The sequence below is a fragment of the Salinimonas profundi genome (assembly GCF_014750655.1).
Lineage (GTDB): Bacteria > Pseudomonadota > Gammaproteobacteria > Enterobacterales > Alteromonadaceae > Alteromonas > Alteromonas profundi_A.
This window is the reverse complement of sequence record NZ_JABBXD010000007.1, coordinates 34,939-53,622: the sequence shown is the minus strand read 5'-3', so window position 1 is coordinate 53,622 and position 18,684 is coordinate 34,939. Positions and strand designations below refer to the sequence as shown.

General features: G+C 50.0%; 16 protein-coding genes. 12 read left to right on the top strand and 4 right to left on the bottom strand.

The annotated features are described in order from the left end of the window. Nucleotides 1-153 precede the first annotated feature (153 nt). A complete protein-coding gene (locus HHX48_RS12585) occupies nucleotides 154-729 on the top strand; it encodes a manganese efflux pump MntP (RefSeq protein WP_191025633.1) in 576 nt (191 codons plus the stop codon). A 41-nt stretch (nucleotides 730-770) separates the two neighbouring features. On the opposite strand, the gene HHX48_RS12580 is transcribed toward HHX48_RS12585, so the two are convergent. Next, on the bottom strand, nucleotides 771-2,396 hold the full coding sequence (locus HHX48_RS12580; protein WP_191025631.1) for an endonuclease: 1,626 nt from the start codon (nucleotides 2,394-2,396) through the stop codon (nucleotides 771-773). 211 nt (nucleotides 2,397-2,607) lie between these two features. Here HHX48_RS12580 and HHX48_RS12575 point away from each other — a divergent pair, with 211 nt between their 5' ends. From HHX48_RS12575 to HHX48_RS12565, 3 genes are read left to right on the top strand one after another with little or no spacing between them, the layout of a single operon-like run. Beyond that, on the top strand, nucleotides 2,608-3,267 hold the full coding sequence (locus HHX48_RS12575; protein WP_191025629.1) for an ABC transporter ATP-binding protein: 660 nt from the start codon (nucleotides 2,608-2,610) through the stop codon (nucleotides 3,265-3,267). Continuing rightward, complete coding sequence (locus HHX48_RS19085) at nucleotides 3,264-5,723, top strand: ABC transporter permease (protein WP_191025627.1); 2,460 nt, start codon at nucleotides 3,264-3,266, stop codon at nucleotides 5,721-5,723. The genes HHX48_RS12575 and HHX48_RS19085 overlap by 4 nt, the downstream gene beginning before the upstream one ends. Beyond that, nucleotides 5,720-6,784: a lipocalin-like domain-containing protein gene (locus HHX48_RS12565; protein ID WP_191025625.1), complete on the top strand. Its 1,065-nt coding sequence runs from the start codon at nucleotides 5,720-5,722 to the stop codon at nucleotides 6,782-6,784. Before HHX48_RS19085 ends, HHX48_RS12565 begins: the two co-directional genes overlap by 4 nt. Here the strand turns inward: HHX48_RS12565 and glsB are convergent. The 3 genes from glsB to HHX48_RS12550 form a co-directional block, all read right to left on the bottom strand. Then, the gene (gene glsB, locus HHX48_RS12560; protein ID WP_191025864.1) at nucleotides 6,778-7,686 is read right to left on the bottom strand and encodes a glutaminase B; all 909 of its coding nucleotides are present in this window, start codon (nucleotides 7,684-7,686) and stop codon (nucleotides 6,778-6,780) included. The genes HHX48_RS12565 and glsB overlap by 7 nt on opposite strands. A gap of 180 nt (nucleotides 7,687-7,866) precedes the next feature. Beyond that, nucleotides 7,867-9,174: a short-chain fatty acid transporter gene (locus HHX48_RS12555; protein WP_191025623.1), complete on the bottom strand. Its 1,308-nt coding sequence runs from the start codon at nucleotides 9,172-9,174 to the stop codon at nucleotides 7,867-7,869. A 174-nt stretch (nucleotides 9,175-9,348) separates the two neighbouring features. After that, complete coding sequence (locus HHX48_RS12550) at nucleotides 9,349-10,626, bottom strand: GGDEF domain-containing protein (RefSeq protein WP_191025621.1); 1,278 nt, start codon at nucleotides 10,624-10,626, stop codon at nucleotides 9,349-9,351. A gap of 812 nt (nucleotides 10,627-11,438) precedes the next feature. Between HHX48_RS12550 and HHX48_RS19080 the strand changes: the two genes are divergently transcribed. The 8 genes from HHX48_RS19080 (at nucleotide 11,439) to HHX48_RS12510 (ending at nucleotide 18,675) form a co-directional block, all read left to right on the top strand. After that, a complete protein-coding gene (locus HHX48_RS19080) occupies nucleotides 11,439-12,305 on the top strand; it encodes a helix-turn-helix domain-containing protein (protein ID WP_191025619.1) in 867 nt (288 codons plus the stop codon). Between the two features lies 1 nt (nucleotide 12,306). Continuing rightward, complete coding sequence (locus tag HHX48_RS12540; RefSeq protein ID WP_191025618.1) at nucleotides 12,307-13,746, top strand: L,D-transpeptidase family protein; 1,440 nt, start codon at nucleotides 12,307-12,309, stop codon at nucleotides 13,744-13,746. A 131-nt stretch (nucleotides 13,747-13,877) separates the two neighbouring features. Next, entirely contained in the window at nucleotides 13,878-14,105 is a 228-nt protein-coding gene (locus tag HHX48_RS12535; protein ID WP_191025616.1) for a Flp family type IVb pilin, read from the top strand. A 69-nt stretch (nucleotides 14,106-14,174) separates the two neighbouring features. Further along, the gene (locus HHX48_RS12530; RefSeq protein ID WP_191025614.1) at nucleotides 14,175-14,711 is read left to right on the top strand and encodes an A24 family peptidase; all 537 of its coding nucleotides are present in this window, start codon (nucleotides 14,175-14,177) and stop codon (nucleotides 14,709-14,711) included. Nucleotides 14,712-14,737: 26 nt separating this feature from the next. After that, complete coding sequence (locus tag HHX48_RS12525) at nucleotides 14,738-16,090, top strand: ATP-binding protein (RefSeq protein ID WP_191025612.1); 1,353 nt, start codon at nucleotides 14,738-14,740, stop codon at nucleotides 16,088-16,090. Between the two features lie 10 nt (nucleotides 16,091-16,100). Further along, nucleotides 16,101-16,934, top strand: a complete 834-nt coding sequence (gene cpaB, locus HHX48_RS12520) for a Flp pilus assembly protein CpaB (protein ID WP_191025610.1) — start codon at nucleotides 16,101-16,103, stop codon at nucleotides 16,932-16,934. Beyond that, nucleotides 16,931-18,421, top strand: a complete 1,491-nt coding sequence (locus HHX48_RS12515) for a type II and III secretion system protein family protein (RefSeq protein ID WP_191025608.1) — start codon at nucleotides 16,931-16,933, stop codon at nucleotides 18,419-18,421. Before cpaB ends, HHX48_RS12515 begins: the two co-directional genes overlap by 4 nt. Further along, the gene (locus HHX48_RS12510; protein ID WP_191025606.1) at nucleotides 18,421-18,675 is read left to right on the top strand and encodes a hypothetical protein; all 255 of its coding nucleotides are present in this window, start codon (nucleotides 18,421-18,423) and stop codon (nucleotides 18,673-18,675) included. Before HHX48_RS12515 ends, HHX48_RS12510 begins: the two co-directional genes overlap by 1 nt. Nucleotides 18,676-18,684: the final 9 nt, after the last annotated feature.

The following is an 18,684-nucleotide window of genomic DNA, read 5'->3' as shown; positions in this document are numbered from 1 at the left end:
CTGACGTAAGCAATACTGATAGACAGCGCAGTCAATATACTGCGCTGTTATTTTTCCATTCACCCGTCAAAATCACTGCTATATCCTCGCTACGCTTACGCAAATAATCACTTCTGTGCGACAATACCTCAAAATACTTACTATCACTTATTTATGAATTTTTTTGCTCTACTGGCCCTGGCGTTTGCCATGTCTGCCGATGCATTCGCTGCTTCGCTGGGTAAAGGCGCAACATTACAGCACCCGCGTATTCCCAATGCGCTTAAAACCGGATTAATTTTTGGCACCATTGAAGGGCTGACACCGATTATCGGTTGGTTGATAGGAACAGCGGGGGCTGTTTTCATTGAACAATGGGATCACTGGGTCGCCTTCACTCTACTGGGCGCGCTCGGGTTACACATGATCATCAATAGCCTGAAAGATGGTGACGATGACGATGACAGCGATTGTTCATCAGCAGTCACGCAGCATGCTATTGGCGCGACCATCTTTACTGCAATCGGCACCAGCATTGATGCGATGACCGTGGGCGTCAGCCTGGCGTTTGTCAGTGTGAACATTGTGCTTGCCGCTGTGTTAATTGGCCTGGCAACGGCAACCATGGTGACCATTGGCACGCTTGCCGGACACCGGCTGGGAAAATATATCGGCAATAAAGCGGAAGTGTTTGGTGGTGTAACATTGATGATCGTTGGCGCATCTATTCTCTATACGCACCTTTCCTGACACAAAAAACGCCTGCAAAATGCAGGCGCTCAGTAGGTTTATCAGTTACCCCAGATTTCACTGACCAGCTCAGGATGGTCAACAAATGGGTTGCGGTTCCCCTGGAAGCTGTAAGCAGCATCGTTTCGATCGCGTTCTGCCTGACTAACAGGATCCTGCGCATGCCATTGCTTAAGCATGGCCAGGAACCACGACTCAAATACCTGCGAGTCGGTTCCGTTTAGCACTGCATCACCGTATGCTGAGATCGTCTCCCAGTTAGCAATATTTGCTTCGTAACGGGTTGCCATATAAAAGTAGGCGCGTGCGACATCACCTTTAAACGCATCGATAGGCTCAAACACCGTCCCACTGTAGCCTAGCCCGGATATGGCATTGCCCAGCTTAGAACCGTTAGCAGATACATAGCTGGCACTGCCCACCTCACCATACGGAAAACTGCTGCGACGACCGTTAACATAACCATCTGTCGAGAACACATGGTGAACATCGGTATTCATGGGCGCTACCGCACCGCCAAACCAGCTGCGCGGAAACGCATGCTCACGATTGTAACAATCGCCCTCACCACTGTAAGTGCCGCACTGGTCTGCGCCAGCAGTGAAATTATACGGGTCATTTCCGGTCGGGTTTTCTGAATAAAAATCCAGAATACTGCCATCATTTTCATAGTACTTATCGTCGCCGTAGCTTTGATAGAATGTCCACAGGTCTGAGTAAGTCTGCGTGTTGTGACCACGGATAATATTGTAAAGCTCCGTTTTCAGTGCATACCCGGTCAATCCGTCCGCGCTACTGTAGTAGCCACTAAGATCTGAACCGCTACCGCCGGTACTGCCCACTGAAAATGATGTGACATCCTGTGCAACAAACTGCCCACCGCTGGCCAGGGTTTGGCCCCCAACCACCAGTGCGTATTGTCCGCTGCCATAACTGCAGCAGATCCCGTCACCATAACTGTCTGAGACCGTTAGCGTATAGTCTCCATCAGCCAGACACACAGCGGTATCTGTGGTGGTATTACTGGCATACCCGCTGCCACTGACGATTTGTTGTCCACCGCTATTTGAGATCTGCCAGCTGGTTTCGCTGCCGTAGTTATCTGTAGTCAGTGAAAACGTCCCGCTGTTTTGCGAACATCCGTCCCCGCCACTGCCGGTTGCAGCCGGGCTGAAATTATCAATATAGACGCGCTCTGCGCCATCAAAACCGGCTTGATCATAAAACCGAAGGCCAACTTCAATGGTTTTCGATGTCGATGCGGTGTAACTGTAAGACAGCTTTTGCCACTGACCAGTGAGCGTGTCGTCTGAATAGTTTTGATATCCATCCACATACAGTCTGGCCGCAAGATTGCCTTCGGTATGGTACACCCACACACTAAACTCATAATTCTTACCGGCTTCCACTGCAATACTCTGGCGAAAATCAGTATCACTTTGTGCACCGGTTAGTACGTCGATGGTGGCGGCAGCATTGCCCGAGTAGGTCAGGCTGTTACTCTGACTAACGGTGATCCCCGAATCAATTGTTGTCCAGCTGTCCGGACCACTGGCAGACCAGCTTTCAAAATCTGCATTGGCGATTTGCGCGCTGGCCGCTAAAGGCAGCAAACTTACTGCTGCAACCAATGGTCGCTTTACTGAAAATGTTAAAAGACGTTTCATAGCGCTTCCTGTTGTTATGCCAGTTCCAATGAAAATGGCGTTGTTGGTTATTTAGCAGCCAGTACCTTGGCACAGCTTTATGACAAAGATAATAAAAAGCACGTATAATTTTTTGCCCGATTGGTATATTTGTGCACACCTCTACTGGGCTTTGCGTTCATTTACCCCGTAGTCAGCACTGTGCCTGTAACTTCTTTATCGCGCTCAATTTATGATAAATATCAACGCAATCAGTAAGCGATATTCTCATGCCGATGCGCCGGTGCTCAATAATTTGAGCCTGACGGTCAGTGATGGTAATTCGGTAAGCATCCGGGGGGCATCGGGTTCGGGAAAGTCGACCCTGCTTTCGCTCATCGCCGGGTTTGAATCTCCTGATAGTGGCTCTATTACCATTGGCAGCCAGACACTGCCATTCTCATCGGAAAAAAATGCGGACATATTCCGACGCCGTGAACTGGGGGTCATTTTCCAAAGCTATAACCTGATTGAGTGTCTGAATGTCTGGGACAACATTGCTTTCACCTGTCGCCTGAAGGGCAACAGCGACGACAGTTACCAGCTTCATATCATGGCGTTGCTGGGGATTACTCACCTTAAAAATAAACCGGCGCATCAGTTATCAGGCGGTGAGCAACAGCGTGTGGCTATCAGCCGGGCGTTGGTACATAAACCCACACTGGTATTAGCTGATGAGCCGACCGGGAATCTGGATGAAGACACCAGCGACACCGTCTCTGACGCACTGTATTCGCTGTGCCGATCGCTTGATACCACACTGGTGGTCGTCACACACAGCGAGGATGTAGCACGAATGGCAACACAACAATGCTGGCTAAGGCACGGTCAGCTGCACAGTGAGCCGGCGTGATCAATCGTCTCAGGCTGGTGCTGATTACCCTGCTGAAGCTGGCCAGATTCAAACCCTGGGAGCCGGTACTGATTATCATCGCGCTACTGATTGCAACCGGCGGCGTATCCTCGGTCTGGCTTATCAATGAGGGGGCGCGACAGGGTGACATTGCTTCACAAACGCCTTCGGTGTTTGCCAATGCCCACATAACAGCGGCACACGACGATATCCCTCTTACCCGAAACGACTATGTCAGCCTGCGTCGAGCCGGATTTACTGAATGGATCGCGCTCAGTGAGGATACGCGCCCGCTGACATGTGCAGATGACTCAGGGGTGGGTAAACAGGTGGATGGTCTGGATATCATCGGTGCTGATACCCAGGTAGCCCAATCATGGCTTGTAACCAGTGAGCGTTATAGCGCATCGGAAGCAACTACCGGAATTGTCGCTTTTGCCTCACCGTCAACGGCAGCACGATACGCTTGTCCGGGTGGAATAATCAGAAAAACGGGCCACACCATCGCGTCTGTCAGGGCAGTAAACGGCCTGCCAGATGATGTACTGGTAGTGCCTATCAACGCATTTTACACCGGCCAGGTAACTCCCAAAACCCATCCGCTTACAGCACTTCTTGCCATTGAAAATATAGATCCTGAACGCCAGCAGGCAGTTAAGGCTGTGCTGCCCGAGCATCTGCAGCTGGAACAAGCTTCCACGACGCTAAGCAAGGGCAATTTGAGCGAGAGCTTTCGTCTGAATTTATGGGCGATGGGTGTGCTGATGGCAGTGGTAGCATTATTTATCGTATTGAATGCCATGCTACTGATGTATCGCTCCCGTCTGTCGGTCGCCGTGCGCTTGCGTCAGATGGGCGTCAGTGCCCGTCTGTTACAGGCGGCTTTACTGGCCGAGCTGGCGGTTTACTGCTTGATCAGCACACCAATAGGTGTCATTGCCGGTCTATACCTGACGCGTCAGCTAACGCCGGTATTGCAACAAACATTTTCAGCATTATTCGATTCTGCATTTATCAGTCCGGCACCATTTTTGGTACAGACCATCTCTGGTGCACTGCTTATCACCTTCGTTGCACTGAGTATCTTTTGTGTTATCACAGGGCGGCAACTTACGCGGGCCACCGCAACTGCATCGGTCCGTTTTTCTGAGTGGCCACTTAAATGGCGGATCGCTATAAGTGCAGCGATTGTTCTTGTGACCGGGCTACTGGTGTGGTTAGCCGATACCACACTGTCTGCACTTGTCAGCGTGGCGGCTGTATTACTGGGTGGCAGTGCGCTCATCATACTCTGGCTGCCACATTTAACCCGGCGTATCAGAGATCTTGTGCCCCCGCGTTATGTATTGCCAAATTATGTGGCGGCCAGCGCGATAACATTGTCAGGCAAAACCCGGCTGGCAGTATGTGCTTTTTTTATCGCGCTCAGTGCCAATATTGGCATGAATGTGATGACCGACAGTTTCAGACAGGCAACCGAAAGCTGGTTATCACAACGCTTATCTGCCCCGGCTTACCTGTACACAGAGCAATCCTACGAAAAGGTCGCCGCTACCCTGCCGGATGCGCAGGCGGTATTTCGGGGAACTACAAGTATGGCTTCGCGCAGGGTGACGGTCAGAAGCTTTCCGGGATCTGAAAGCGCGCGCCAAAGTCTGGCATTAGATGCGGTGATTAACAATGACCCCGAGCAGGCATGGCAGGACTTTACCCGGGGCAAAGCGGTATTTGTTAATCAGCAGTTTGCCTTAACATTTAACAAAAAGATTGCCGATACCATTGCCCTTGATGCGGTTTACCCTGGTGATAAATCGCGCGGCACCCCTAGCCTGGCGTCACAATCTTACCAGATAGCAGGTATCTACCCGGATTACGGTAACCCTGACACACAGGTACTGCTGCCGGTTTCACGCTTTGCCCCTGCTGAAGGATTTTCCGGTGTGGTTGCCCTGTACGATGAGACAGCGGCTTCTGAGGCAACGCTCTCTGCGCTGGGCGAGACGTATGACGCTTCAAAGTTGATTGCCCGTTCAATGCAAACCTTTGATCGGACCTTTGTGGTTACTGATGCGTTGAATATATCCACCTTGCTGGTCGCCGGTTTGTGTTTTGCCATTTCTGTCAGTGTGCTGATGATGGACCTGCGGCCACAACTGAGTGTGCTGCGGGCGCTGGGTGTGCATCAGTGGCAGATAAAACTTACGTTGCTGGCCCAGTACATGGTGTTTTGTTTACTAACGGCATTACTGGCGGTGCCTTTCGGCATTCTGCTGGCCTGGGTCTTTATCAGTCGGGTGAATCGCTATGCATTTTACTGGTATTATCCGATGGATATTACTTTGTCGGTATTAATGCAAAGTGTATTTATCAGTCTGGTCGTTGTGCTTTGTGTGTTGTTGTTACCGGTTGGCCGTATAAAAGCAAACGTAGATTTAAGGCAGGAGGCAGCAGTGTGAAAGCGGTGTTTTTTATCCTTATGTTGCTCGTTCTCATGGCCTGTTCAAAGGATAGCGAACGGACCAGCCTGTTTAGCGGCGCCGGCGAGAGCGCAGCGCGCGCACAGGTCACATCAAAAAATCCCGTCAGTTTGCCTGCCGATCATGCCAGCCACCCCGCCTACGAACTTGAATGGTGGTATTTAACCTTTGTTCTGAAAGATGCGCAGGAAAGGCCATATGGCGTTCAGTTTACCCTGTTTCGTTTTGGCACCGATTCAGGTTTTGTCAGCAACTGGTCCAACGCGCAACAGTGGATGGGTCATGCATCGTTACATTCTTTAAACGATCATGCGTTCGAGTCACGCTTTGCAGCAGGCGGTGTGGGTAATGCCGGCGTTGGTTCAGCGCCCTTTAGTGCCTGGATAGATGACTGGCAATGGCAAAGCGACAGCGATGCGCCCTTCCCGGCCACATTACGTTTTCGCATTAATCAGCACACTCAGCTTTCTTTAACAGTAAAAGATAACGGCCCCTATATCAGGCATGGCGATAATGGCGTGAGTGTAAAATCCAGAGATGGTAAGTTCAGATCCTACTATTACAGCCAGCCATTTTTAACGGCGACCGGCGCCATAACACATCAGGGGACGCAAAGGGCGGTGTCCGGTGAGGCCTGGTATGACCATGAGTGGACCAGTCAACTGGCTCGCCGGGAGGCGCTGGGCTGGGACTGGTTCTCTGTTCATTTTGACAATGGCGATAAACTCATGGCGTTTCAGATGCACGTTGATGACGCCGTACCTTATACCACCGGCACTTATATAAAGCATGATGGGACAGCCCGGACTCTGACCGACAGCGATCTAACCATTAGGCCTACCGGCTACGAAACCATCAACGAAAAGCCTGTCCCTGTAAATTGGCAGATCACCAGTCAGGCGCATGACATTAATATCTCTGTTTCGCCCTTCAAGTCAGGTCAGTGGAACCCGGGACAATTTGCATATTATGAGGGCCGGGTAACGGTATCAGGCACTCATAAAGGATCCGGTTTTATGGAGCTAACCGGCTATCAGTAAACTGACCATTTGATATGTTTGGTCAACGAGGTCAGCGCCGCTACACCCAGCGCCGAGTTACCCATATGATTGAGTGCCGGAGAAAAAACGCAGATGGAAAAACGCCCGGGTACCATTGCGATAATACCACCGCCTACCCCGCTTTTGCCTGGCAACCCTACCTGAAACGCAAAGCTTCCCGCCTCATTATACATACCGCTTGTTGCCAGCAGCGCATTGACCTGACTCGCTTGTTTGGGACTTAAAATCTGTTCTCCGGCACATTGCGAATATCCACGGTTGGCCAGAAAGCTCGCGCCACGGGCCAGATCAGCACAGGACATTTCAAGCGCACAGTTGTAAAAATAACTGTGCAAAACATCTTCCACTTCGTTTTCAAAATTATTGAATGCTTTCATCAAATAAGCCGTCGCGGCATTTCGCGCGCGATACTCAAACTCAGAATCAGCCACGATACGATTAGCATTAATTTCCGGGTTCCCCGACAAACGTCGAACAAAGTCGCGTACCGCGAGATGGGGCGAGGCGAAACGCGACTGATTCATGTCACTGATGACCAGCGCGCCGGCATTGATAAACGGATTTCTGGGAATACCATTTTCATACTCAAGCTGCACCAGAGAGTTGAAAGGTAAGCCCGACGGTTCGCACCCAACTCTGTCCCACAATCCGTCCCCGTAATGATTCATGGCAAGCACCAGATTAAATACCTTTGAGATACTTTGAATCGAAAAAGGGACTTCGGCATCACCAACGGTATATACATTTCCCTCATTATCACAAATAGCGATGCCAAATTGGCGCGGCTCCACACATGCCAGGGCAGGAATATAGTCTGCGACCTTGCCCTGTCCAAGCATGGGAAATACTTCCTGATAAATATTGTCCAGTAACGACTGCATCGTATCCGTCATACACCACCTGGCTTGCACAGCCCCTTTGTTAATTCAGTTTTAGTCAATGCACAGTAAATGCCGGTGCTGTATACGGTACCGGAGCAAAAAGTGTTTGATAGAGAAGGAATTAGAGAGGCCATATCAATATACGCCCCAGCCAGGATATTCCACAGTTGTCGCTTGCTATTACACCCACATCAAAACGGCACTGATGATGACCCCGGTGATTAACAGCTGGACCAGACAAAATCCCATGATATCGCGGGCTTTGAGTCCGGCAATAGCCAGCACCGGCAGTGCCCAGAATGGCTGAATTAGATTGGTCCAGGCATCTCCCCAGGCGACTGCCATGGCGACCCGGTTGATTTCAGCACCCAGATGCTGTGCGGCTGGCAGAATAACCGGTGCCTGAACCGCCCATTGCCCGCCGCCAGAAGGCACAAAAATATTTACAATACCGGCACTAATAAAACTCAGTACTGGCAAGGTCTCTGCGCTGGCAAAGCTGATCAGCCATTGTGACATACTTTGCGCCAGCCCGGACTGCACCATTACCGCCATTATGCCGGCATAAAAGGGAAACTGGATAACGATGCCTGCACCACCCTGGATGGCTTGTTGCAGGCTATGCAACAAGCGCCGCGGTGTACCATGTAACACGATGGCGCTAAACAGAAATAAAAAGTTCACAATATTGAGATTCAAACCACCACCATCGACAAAATAAAATGCCAGGTAGCTCAGCCCGGAAAAACCCACTAGTTGCGCAAGTATCATGCTGTTTTCAAGCTTGTCTGCCGGTCGCTCATTACTGGCGTCAGGCATGCCTGATTCCTGGATTTTTTGCGTGTCGACGTAAACACTGTCGCGCTCGTTAGGCAACATCAACCGGTTTACCAGCGGAATAGTCACAAATAAAACCGCCAGCAAAATCAGATTGAAGCTTGCAAAGATTGTATCGCTGGTACTGATTACGCCGATCTGTGAGGCGGTAAAATGGCCCTCGGTGGCAATGGTTAAAGGGACTGACCCCGCCAGCCCGCCATGCCATACCACAAAGCCGGAGTAAGCACTGGCTACCAGTAGACGATAATCAACCTGGATCCGTCGTGCCAGTGCTTTAGCAAACAGAGCGCCGACAACCAGACCAAACCCCCAGTTCAGCCAGCTGGCTGATAACGACACCAGGCTAACCAGAATAATGGCGCTCCCGGGCGTTCGGGCCAGTGATGCCAGTTTGTCCAAAATACCTTTCACCAGCGGTGTACTGGCGAGCATAAACCCGCTGACCAGCACCAACAGCATCTGCATTGAAAAGGTCAGCAGGCCCCAGAATCCTTCTCCCCATTGCATTATCACCGCATCGGGAGATTGTTGCTCCACCAGCATTGCAGCAAGAAAAACCACCAGCGTCAGAAGTAACACAAAGATATAAGGATCTGGCAGATAACGATCCACCAGTTTTACGAAGGGGCGTGCAGCAGCGTGTAGCATGAGGACGTCTTTTATCTTGTTATCAGTGTGTTAACCATAACGAAAACTGCACATAGCCGACAAGTAAAAGCGAAGCACGTCACACCAAATTATTGCTGTACCGGGATATTGCTGGTTCAACGGCTGTCACTGTATCTGTTAAACCATTTCAATCCCGGTCCGGGTTGCTGTTGATTACGACAGTGTCGAGCATACTTTATTGCGGCCTCTTTGCTTTGCCTGATAAAGATACTTGTCGGCACGGGATATGGCACTTTGCAAGTTGCTGCTGCGGCACTCTGTCACACCGAAGCTACAGGTAATGTTGATATCGGCGATGATTGATGCAGCAATTTGTTGACGAAACTTCTCCGCCAGCTGACTGGCGTCGCCCAGCATGGTGTGTGTGCAGATGATGAGAAACTCCTCACCGCCCATTCTGATCAGCAAATCGGAGTGCCGTATGGAGCCCTTAAGCATGTCGCACAATGCAACCAGCACCTCATCGCCTTTATCATGGCCATAACTATCGTTAATTTTTTTGAAATGATCGACATCAAAATAAATCAGGCTGTGGGTATCAGAGTTATCGATATCATTCAGCTTTAACATCAACATGGCGTGGGTCAGGCCGGCACGATTAAGCACACCAGTAAGGGGATCAGTCTTAGCGACTTCAGACAACTTTTGTTTTTCCACGTATAGCTGACTGTTTTCAGCATGCAACTTCAGGTTTTTTGCTTTGTGTGCTTTGGATGAACGGTACAGCCCAAGTAAAAGTCTTACAGAAAAATACGCGGTCACCAGAATCCAGCAGGCGATCACCATAAAATACATTTGCGTTTTACTGATGGCTTTGCCGGTCAGTGTGGCAGAGCGCAGGGTAATGGAAACGGGGCGGCTTTGCGTATTATCGCCGGTGGTTAAACGAAGCTTAGTCACATTTTTCAGGTTGACCTGTCCCTGCAGCGCATCGTCCGGAAACTGATAGATCCACCATGAAGGTACAAAAAAACTGGTTACAGGTATGGAATAGGATGACTTATCGGTCAGAACAGTCAGCGGATGCATATTCGCCCGCTCTCGTTCTTCAGGCTGAAACTCTTTATTCAGAAAGTAAACCAACAAGGTATCATTCACAGGCGTGGCATATTCAACATCAAGCTCAAGAGTTGTAAACCGGGTGATATCCACCCCCTGATTTCTGGTCGCAATATTCAGAGTGAAGCCGCAAAAAGCATGGGTAAAATCGTTATGGTTTACATTGCACTGTAACGCCACACGTTCGCCGTTCTTCGAAACCGTACCCGCGCTGGTGCCACCATTAATACGGTCGGAAAAAACCGTGGCTGACCGGCTGGCAGCGGGAACTAAGTCATGTTGGATATTCATGCCCACATGTTGCCACACCATCAGGGCAACCGTAGCCACGCCCAGCATAAGAAAAATGCTGGCTATATTTAATGAACGCATAATAATCAGTACTACTCCAGCTGATTATACTACCTGCGGCAGCTTATTTTTGGGTAATTCGAGGTTAAACGAATGTTTCAGGCTCACCGGCCATAGCATAAAGCCTAGTTCTTTTTCTTTATATTATCCGCTGATTATAAAATTTTTCTTAACGCACATAAATGTTTGTTCAGGCATTGCTGTTTTACTACACCAAAAGGATGAGGAAAAAAGGCAGCGGGTGAAAATTTTTACTAATCAAAACACGCGATTGGCAATCTTACCCCTCCTCTTTATCGACCAAAATTTGAGCTGAAATAGACTTGCCAGGTTTTAGCGTATTCGCACCTGAAATGGTAATAAACGCCGGAAAATTGAAAAATAATATTTGATCAACCGCCAAACCTGCACTAGTCTAATTTTTAACCACCCGAAAGATAAGAAAAAGTTTACGTTTAATCACTTTTTCGAAAAATCTGACAAAAAGCTAACCGCGTGGTTATCATCAAACTTTCATGCCTCTTTTATGCTTCAGGGCCTGAAATGTAAGCGTGCGCTAACGTTTTAGATAAATACAACCCGGAAGTGTCATAATTTTTTACAAGCTCAGGATGCACCCCGACGCCCAGTACTTTTATCCTAATGAAAAATAATGATAAAAACATATTGGTGCGAAACATGCTGTACAAATTTCGAACAATAACGAGTGACGGTCAGTCTTTGGTATCTTGTAGTAGAAAAAAGAGAATAATAATAAGAATAACATCGCGGCATTTTTCATGAGTACGGCTTGTCTGCTTACCGTCCATAATTGATAAGCTAAGGGTCTAGCTGTGAGCAAGAATAATTCACTACTAACGATCACCGGCACTCAGCCTGTACTGATAGAAGAAGTCAGTACCATGATTGACGCCTACCTTCCCGTGGAAACTTGCGGATTTTCAGAGTTTACCTTTGAAAACCAGAATGCATCGCCGGTAATGGCGTATGTCATGGGCGATTTAACCGCAAAGCACGCCTACAATCTGAACGTGTTAAAACAACAGGGGTGCCAGTATTTACTGGTGTTTGCAGAGCACCTGACTGTCCCGGCCATGTGTGATTTGTTGCGCTCACACGTAAGCGATGTGGTGCTCATCCCGCTAAGACTTTGTGATTGTGAGCGACTGCAGGACAGCATTTTGCCCCTGCTTGGGCAGGACGCCGCCAGGCTAAGTGTGCCAGCGCAAAGCCCCGCAGAAATGCTCACTACCCAGAATGTGATTAATTTTGAAGAAATTATCCAGCTTATTGAGCAACATTTCTGTGCCAAGCTGTCTTTGCAGCGTATTGCCAGAGAGCTGAATCTGAGCCCCAGTCGCATCAGTCACTTGTTTAAAGATGTCTGCGGTATGGGCTTCAGACACTATCTGACGTATCGTCGTCTGGAGGAAGCAGAAACGCTGCTCATTGATCCCAAAGCCAGTATTACCAGCGTGGCCTTCGGGCTGGGATTTTCCAGTCCGTCGCATTTTTGTCGGGCATTCAAAGAATCGTTCGGGCTGACACCGAAAGCTTATATGTCGGGAAACCGTCAGTTTCAGGTCGATGAACACTTCAATCGTTATCAGCATTTGCGACTGACGATTCTGCCAGAAATCAGCCGGCTTGCGGGACAGACAGTGCCGCCCTCGCGTATGCATCTCAAAAGCGTAGGCTGAAATGCGCCGGGGTGTCAGTGCATTGCTGATCGGTGTGCTGTTGATTATACCTTTTCAGGCTGCCAGCGACGAGAATTCCGACAAAACACACCAGGACTTGTGGTTTGACGCGCATCATAAACTCAATTTGTCCGGTGTTGAGCTGGTCAGCCTGTTAGCCGATCTGGGCATGCGCGACAGCGCGGTACTGTTGCCCATAGAGCAGACCAACCCAACTGCTACTTCACAACAGCTAACGCGGCAGTTGATGGCTATCAGCCAAATTAAAATCGGCCATCAAATTACCACCGCTTCGCTGTCAGCCGGGCAAATCATGCAGGCACATGCCAGCAACTCGCTGGCTGCGTTGATCGATAGTCAGCTCCCCCAGTTTACAGAAGTCGTGCAGTTAAGGCGGGCCATTGTCACTATGCGTCAGCGCGCCCTGCTCCCCTGGCCTCATATCGATGAACATTTCTCTCCACGTTTGGGACAGCGTCACCCTCAGGTTACCGCACTGATTACCATGCTAACCCGGTTGGGCGACTATTCTGACACGCACGCCAAATCAATGGGGTTTACCCCGGCGGTAAAACGAGCTTTGCAACGTTTTCAGGCGCGTCATGGCCTGGCTCAAAGCGGACGCCTTGATAAACCCACGCGGGAAAAGTTACGTTTCAGCCCATCCCAGCGCCTGGCAGTGCTTCAGGAAAATCTGCGGCGCTGGCTTTCACTGCCTGCTAAAGTCCCTGCGCAATATATTTTGGTGAATATTCCTGCCTATACATTGTATTACCGTGATAAGGGCAAGACTGTTTTCAGCATGCCCGTGGTGGTGGGACACCCGGATACGCCGACACCCATCATGCTGACAGAAATTGACAGGGTGACACTGAACCCGCAGTGGGTGCCCCCTGCCAGTATCGTACGCAATGAGTTGCTACCTCGACTGAACCGGGCTCCCCGCCTTATGCAGGCAGAAAATTTTTATTGGGTGGATCGCAATGATCGCCGCGTGGTCAAAGATATTATTAATACGCACCAGTCTGGCGAGACGCTGTATCAACGCAACTTGCTGGTGCAGGGACCGGGCCCGAGCAACGCACTGGGTAAATGGCGTTTTAATATTAAAAACAACGATGCTATTTATTTACACGACACCCCGGCTAAAGCCTTCTTCTCTGAGTCGCAGCGGGCCTTAAGTCATGGCTGCGTGCGCATCGCTGATCCGGAAAAACTGGCGCAGGTGCTGCTTAATCAACACCTGGATCTCACCGTCAGTGCAGATCAATCTCCAACCACCCGACACGTTCGCCTGTCACAGCCCGTCGCCACTTACCTGAGTTACCAGACGGTGCAAATTCGTGATGGCATCATCGAATGGCTGCCCGATATCTATCAAAAAGATGTTGCGCAATTACATACTATCATTGCGCAACGCGGTGACACATTTCGCAATTAGATATAACAACCCGCAATTTGGTGTAAGCCTTAACCGCCCCTTTCCCGCTAAGCTTTCTCTTACCAACTAATCAGAGGTTCAACACTCGTGATGATTGGGTGGATCACTCTTTTACACCTATGGAGAAAGGTATGAAAAACGCCAAAACGTTATTACAGGATTTTATTCAGGACGAGTCCGGCCTGACAGCCGTTGAATATGCGATTGCCGGTGGTCTGGTTGTCGGTGGCATGGTAACCGCGTTTGCCACATTGGGTGGCTCTGCTGAAGCGGGTATTGATGACTTATGTGAAGCAGTAAATGGTGTTGAGCCTACTGCGGGCTCTGGTGACTGCGTAGAGCCAGGTGGTGCAGGCTAAAACAATTTAAATTGCAAGCTCTGGTAAGGGGGCAACTTGCCCCCTTTCTCACTTAATAAGGAGACTGTCATGTTGTTGGTATTAACGCTGATATCCATCTGTTTCATCCTGGCCATCTTCTTTGACCTTACCACCATGAAAATTCCCAATAAGCTTTGTCTTGTGTTCATTGTAATCGGATTAGCCCTGAATATGGCGCTTACCGGTTGGCAGGGTCTGGGATACTCGCTTTTAGCAATTTGCCTGATGTTCGTACTTCTCTTTCCGTTATTTGCATTTCGGCTGCTTGGTGCAGGCGATGTCAAACTAATGATGGCAGTTGCCGCACTATCCGGACCAGCCATCGCCTTATGGTCCCTTGCCTGGGGTATCATTGCAGGCACTTTACTGGCCATTCTTCTTGGCGCACGCAAAGCCGGCCTGACGGGTGTCAGAAAGACCTTTACCCGTTACTGGCACTGCTTATACCTGCGGCGCTATTTCAAACCAGATTCTGACGAGCTGGCCTCTCAGCCCGTTCCCTATGCCCCCGCGCTGGCGGTGGGATTTGTCATTACCTGTTACCTCGATCCCGCGCTGCGAGGTGCCATCACCGCATTATTTTGATAACAACAAACCGGACAGGTGAGCCCATGTCATACCTACAGCAACAACACAATGGCAACGAATTTTCAGGAACGCAGGATACGGTGAGCGATTTATCCTTGTTTTCTGCTAATGCAGCGTCGTCTCAAACGCATAATTCCCCTGCCAGTCTGTTATCAAAGCCAACCACGGTCGAAGCAACAGGCTTACCGCCTACCCTGCTGATGGATCTGCTTATCAAACACCTGTACGTGCAACAGGTGGCTACACTGGAAAGTTTAAGTGAAAGCATACGGCTGCCGGGGCGTTTGCTGCAAACATTGCTGGCGGATGCCAAACAAATGATGTGGGTGGAAAATCGCTCTGCCACTAACCAGGCACGCTTCAGCTTAAGTGGATCTGGTAAAGCGCAGGCAGAAAAAGCGCTTCAGCACAGCGGCTATGTCGGCGCGGCGCCGGTACCGCTAAACGATTATCAGGCTATGGTGAATGCCCAAAGTCATCGTAATACACAGGTGACCAGTGGCCTGATGGCACTGAAGCTGGCCGGAGAGTCGTTTGAGAGCGATGCACTTGAGGCTATGGGAATGGCGTTGAACTCCACTAAACCGGTCTTGCTGTATGGCCTGCCCGGTACCGGTAAAAGTTATTTGTGCCGTCAGCTCATCAGGGTGTTTGACGATGAAATTTTTCAGCCGGTCGCAATCGAGGTGAATAATCAAATCATCCAGCTTTTTGATCCGCAGGTTCACCATGTAAGTCAGCGCACCAGCGATGCACCCGCCGATAGCCGTTATCAGAAAATTAAACGACCACTGATTGTCACCGGCGGCGAGCTGACCCTCGATATGCTTGAAATCAACTACGATACTACGCGCCAGCTATACAAAGCACCTTTGCAGATGAAAGCCAATAATGGCGTACTGCTGCTGGATGATTTGGGACGCCAGCAGGTCTCGCCCTCAGCGCTTTTTAATCGCTGGATTATTCCCCTTGAGGAACATAAGGATTATTTAAGTCTGACCAACGGTACCCACTTTGAAGTGCCCTTTGAACTGGTCATGCTGTTTTCCACTAACCTGAACCCGGCGGATCTGGTGGATGATGCTTTTTTACGCCGGCTCGGGTACAAAATTCAGATGCGCCCCCTCACCCGGGAAAAGTACAGCGCCTTATGGCACCGGGTCAGTAAAACATTCGGCCTTGACTGCGACCCGCAAACGCTGGACTACCTGGTTTCTCACTACCACCAGCCGGAATCCAAACCCTTTTTGCCCTGCTACCCCAGAGATTTACTCAGCATTGTTAAAGACGCTACGCGCTTTAACGAGCTGCCCCCCATCGTGACGCCTGAACTGCTTGATGATGCATGGCGCCACTATTTTGTGACCGCAATGTAAGGATAAGACGATGACAAAAAATACCTGGTTGTTCCTATTGCTGTCTGCGGTATTTGGTCTGGGCGCGGTATACCTGGCCAATAACTGGTTGTCAGATGCTACAGACCGCCCTGAAGCTAACTATGTTCAGGTGGTAGAGGCCGCACAAACGGTATCGGTGGGTACCATTTTAGAAGCGAAGCAGCTGCGCGTGCGCACCTACCCACAGGACCTGGTACCCAAGGAAACCTACACCGGCCTGGAGCAGGTCGTCGGTAAAGTTGCCAAAGAAACCCTGTATACAGGGGACTTTGTAAGGCCTGAGCGGGTTGCCGAGAAAGGTGAAGGCAGTTCATTGGCCAGCCTTATCGGTGAAAGTAAACGCGCACTGACCATACGCGTGAACGATGTGGTCGGCGTGGCGGGTTTTCTGTTGCCCGGCGATAAGGTCGATGTGCTCAATACCTTCAAACAAAAGGGCAAGTCCAACCGTGACACGGTAACCGAAGTGGTGCTGGCGAATGTAAAAATTCTGGCTATTGATCAAACCGCCCAAAATAACGAAAACCGGCCTCGTGTGGTACGTGCCGTTACCGTGGAAGTCACCCTGGAACAGGCAGAGGTACTAATGAATGCCCGCTCCCGAGGTGGATTACAGCTGGCACTGCGAAATCCTGTAGATGACAGCAAAGTGGAGCTGGCGCGATTCAGCGATCCGGTCGAAGAAGAAAAAGCTACAGTGGCTGCAGTACAGCCCGCACCAGTAGCTCCGGCACTGACTAAGCCTAAAGTTCATCTTATTCGCGGTATTGCAGAGGAAATCATTTCTGTTGAAGCAGACCAGGCCGGAGGTAGCCCACAATGAAACCGTTTCCTGACACCTACAAAGTCATTGTCGCCTTATCAATTGGTTTATTTATCTGGATGTTTGTCACCATGTCGCTGGCGCATGCCGGAGGACCGACCATGGATAAGCAGCGCATCGTGCACGTGCCTATCTTTAAATCCAAAAACCTGCAGTTAAACCGCAATGCAGAACGCGTTTCGGTGGGCAACCCCAACATTGCGGATATTCTGATTTTACGCCAGAAAGAGCTCTATGTGGTGGGTAAGAAACTGGGTACCACCAATGTGATGGTCTGGAATGAAGACGATGCATTAGTCGATGTAATCAACATTGAAATCACCCATGATCTGGTCAGCCTGCGGGAACGCTTACACACCTTTTTGCCTGAAGAGGATATCGAGGTGCATACCTCGCAAGGGCAGCTGGTATTAAGTGGAGAGACATCCTCACTGATACAAATGAACAAAGCTGTTGACCTGGCCAATGCCTATACCGAGTCAGCGGGCGGTGAAGAGGCTGGTAGTCAGGTGCTAAATCTTCTTAGTGTCGGCGGCGGTCATCAGGTGATGCTGGAAGTGGTGGTAGCGGAAATGAGTACCGAGGTTAGTCGCTCTTTTAATGTTGATATGAATGTACTGAGTATGTTTAACGACAACAACTGGGATGCCAGTCTCATTCGCGGTGCAGACTTCTACAACTTTGTGACGCAAGGTTCGCCCTATGAGTTTGCCAACGGGATTATCGGTGAATATATCGATGGCAATGTGTTTTTTAATGTCGCGCTGGATATTGCGAAAGAAAACGGTATGGCCAAAATTCTGGCTGAACCGAACCTCACAGCACTAAGCGGTCAGAAAGCCGAGTTTTTATCCGGCGGCGAGTTCCCTATTCCTGTTCCCAGAGAAGATGGTATTGCCATTCAGTTCCGTGAATTTGGTGTCGGGCTTGGGTTCGTGCCCACCGTGCTGGATAGCGGTAAAATCAATCTCAACCTGAAAGTGCTGGTCAGTGAGATCTCCAATGCGAATACCGTGGGCATTACGCCCCAGGGCACTAACAGCATGCTGGTTATCCCCTCCATTATTAAGCGCACCTCTGAAACTACCGTAGAGTTAGGCGATGGTCAGACGCTGGCCATCGGCGGACTGCTGTCAGATAACCTACGGGAAAATATCGAGCGTTTTCCCGGTTTAGGCGATATTCCCATTCTGGGTCAGCTATTTCGCAGCCAGCAATTTGTCAGCGGACAATCCGAGCTGGTGATCATGGTGACCCCTCGTCTGGTCCGTCCGTTCAACAAAGAAAATGTGACCCTGCCCACCGATGGCTTCGTGCCGGCCTCTGATTTGAAATTTTATCTGATGGGTGAACCCACCCAGTACATACCCGGCGCGGCGGGTCGCACTCAATACAATATGGAATCCCCCTACGATGTGCTGCCCGCTAACGGTGGTACTGACAGTCGCTACGGACACGATATCCGCCAGACAGAAGGAACCTTCTAATGCGCACATTACTTTTAATTGCGATCTCTGTTGTGTTTACAGGCTGCTCCCAGACGCCCCCGTATCAGCTGACCTACGCATCGCAGCAGATAAAATCGCTGCAGGTGCTGGATGCCGAGGCTGCGATTAATAACGACGGTATAACCCGCGAGCTCCAGGGAGATTACGGTAAGCATGCCGCTGAAAACTATCGTGACAGTATTTATGCCGGCAAAGAAGGTCGCGAGGTGAAAGCGCAGGGCGACGATAACTAAGGAACGATA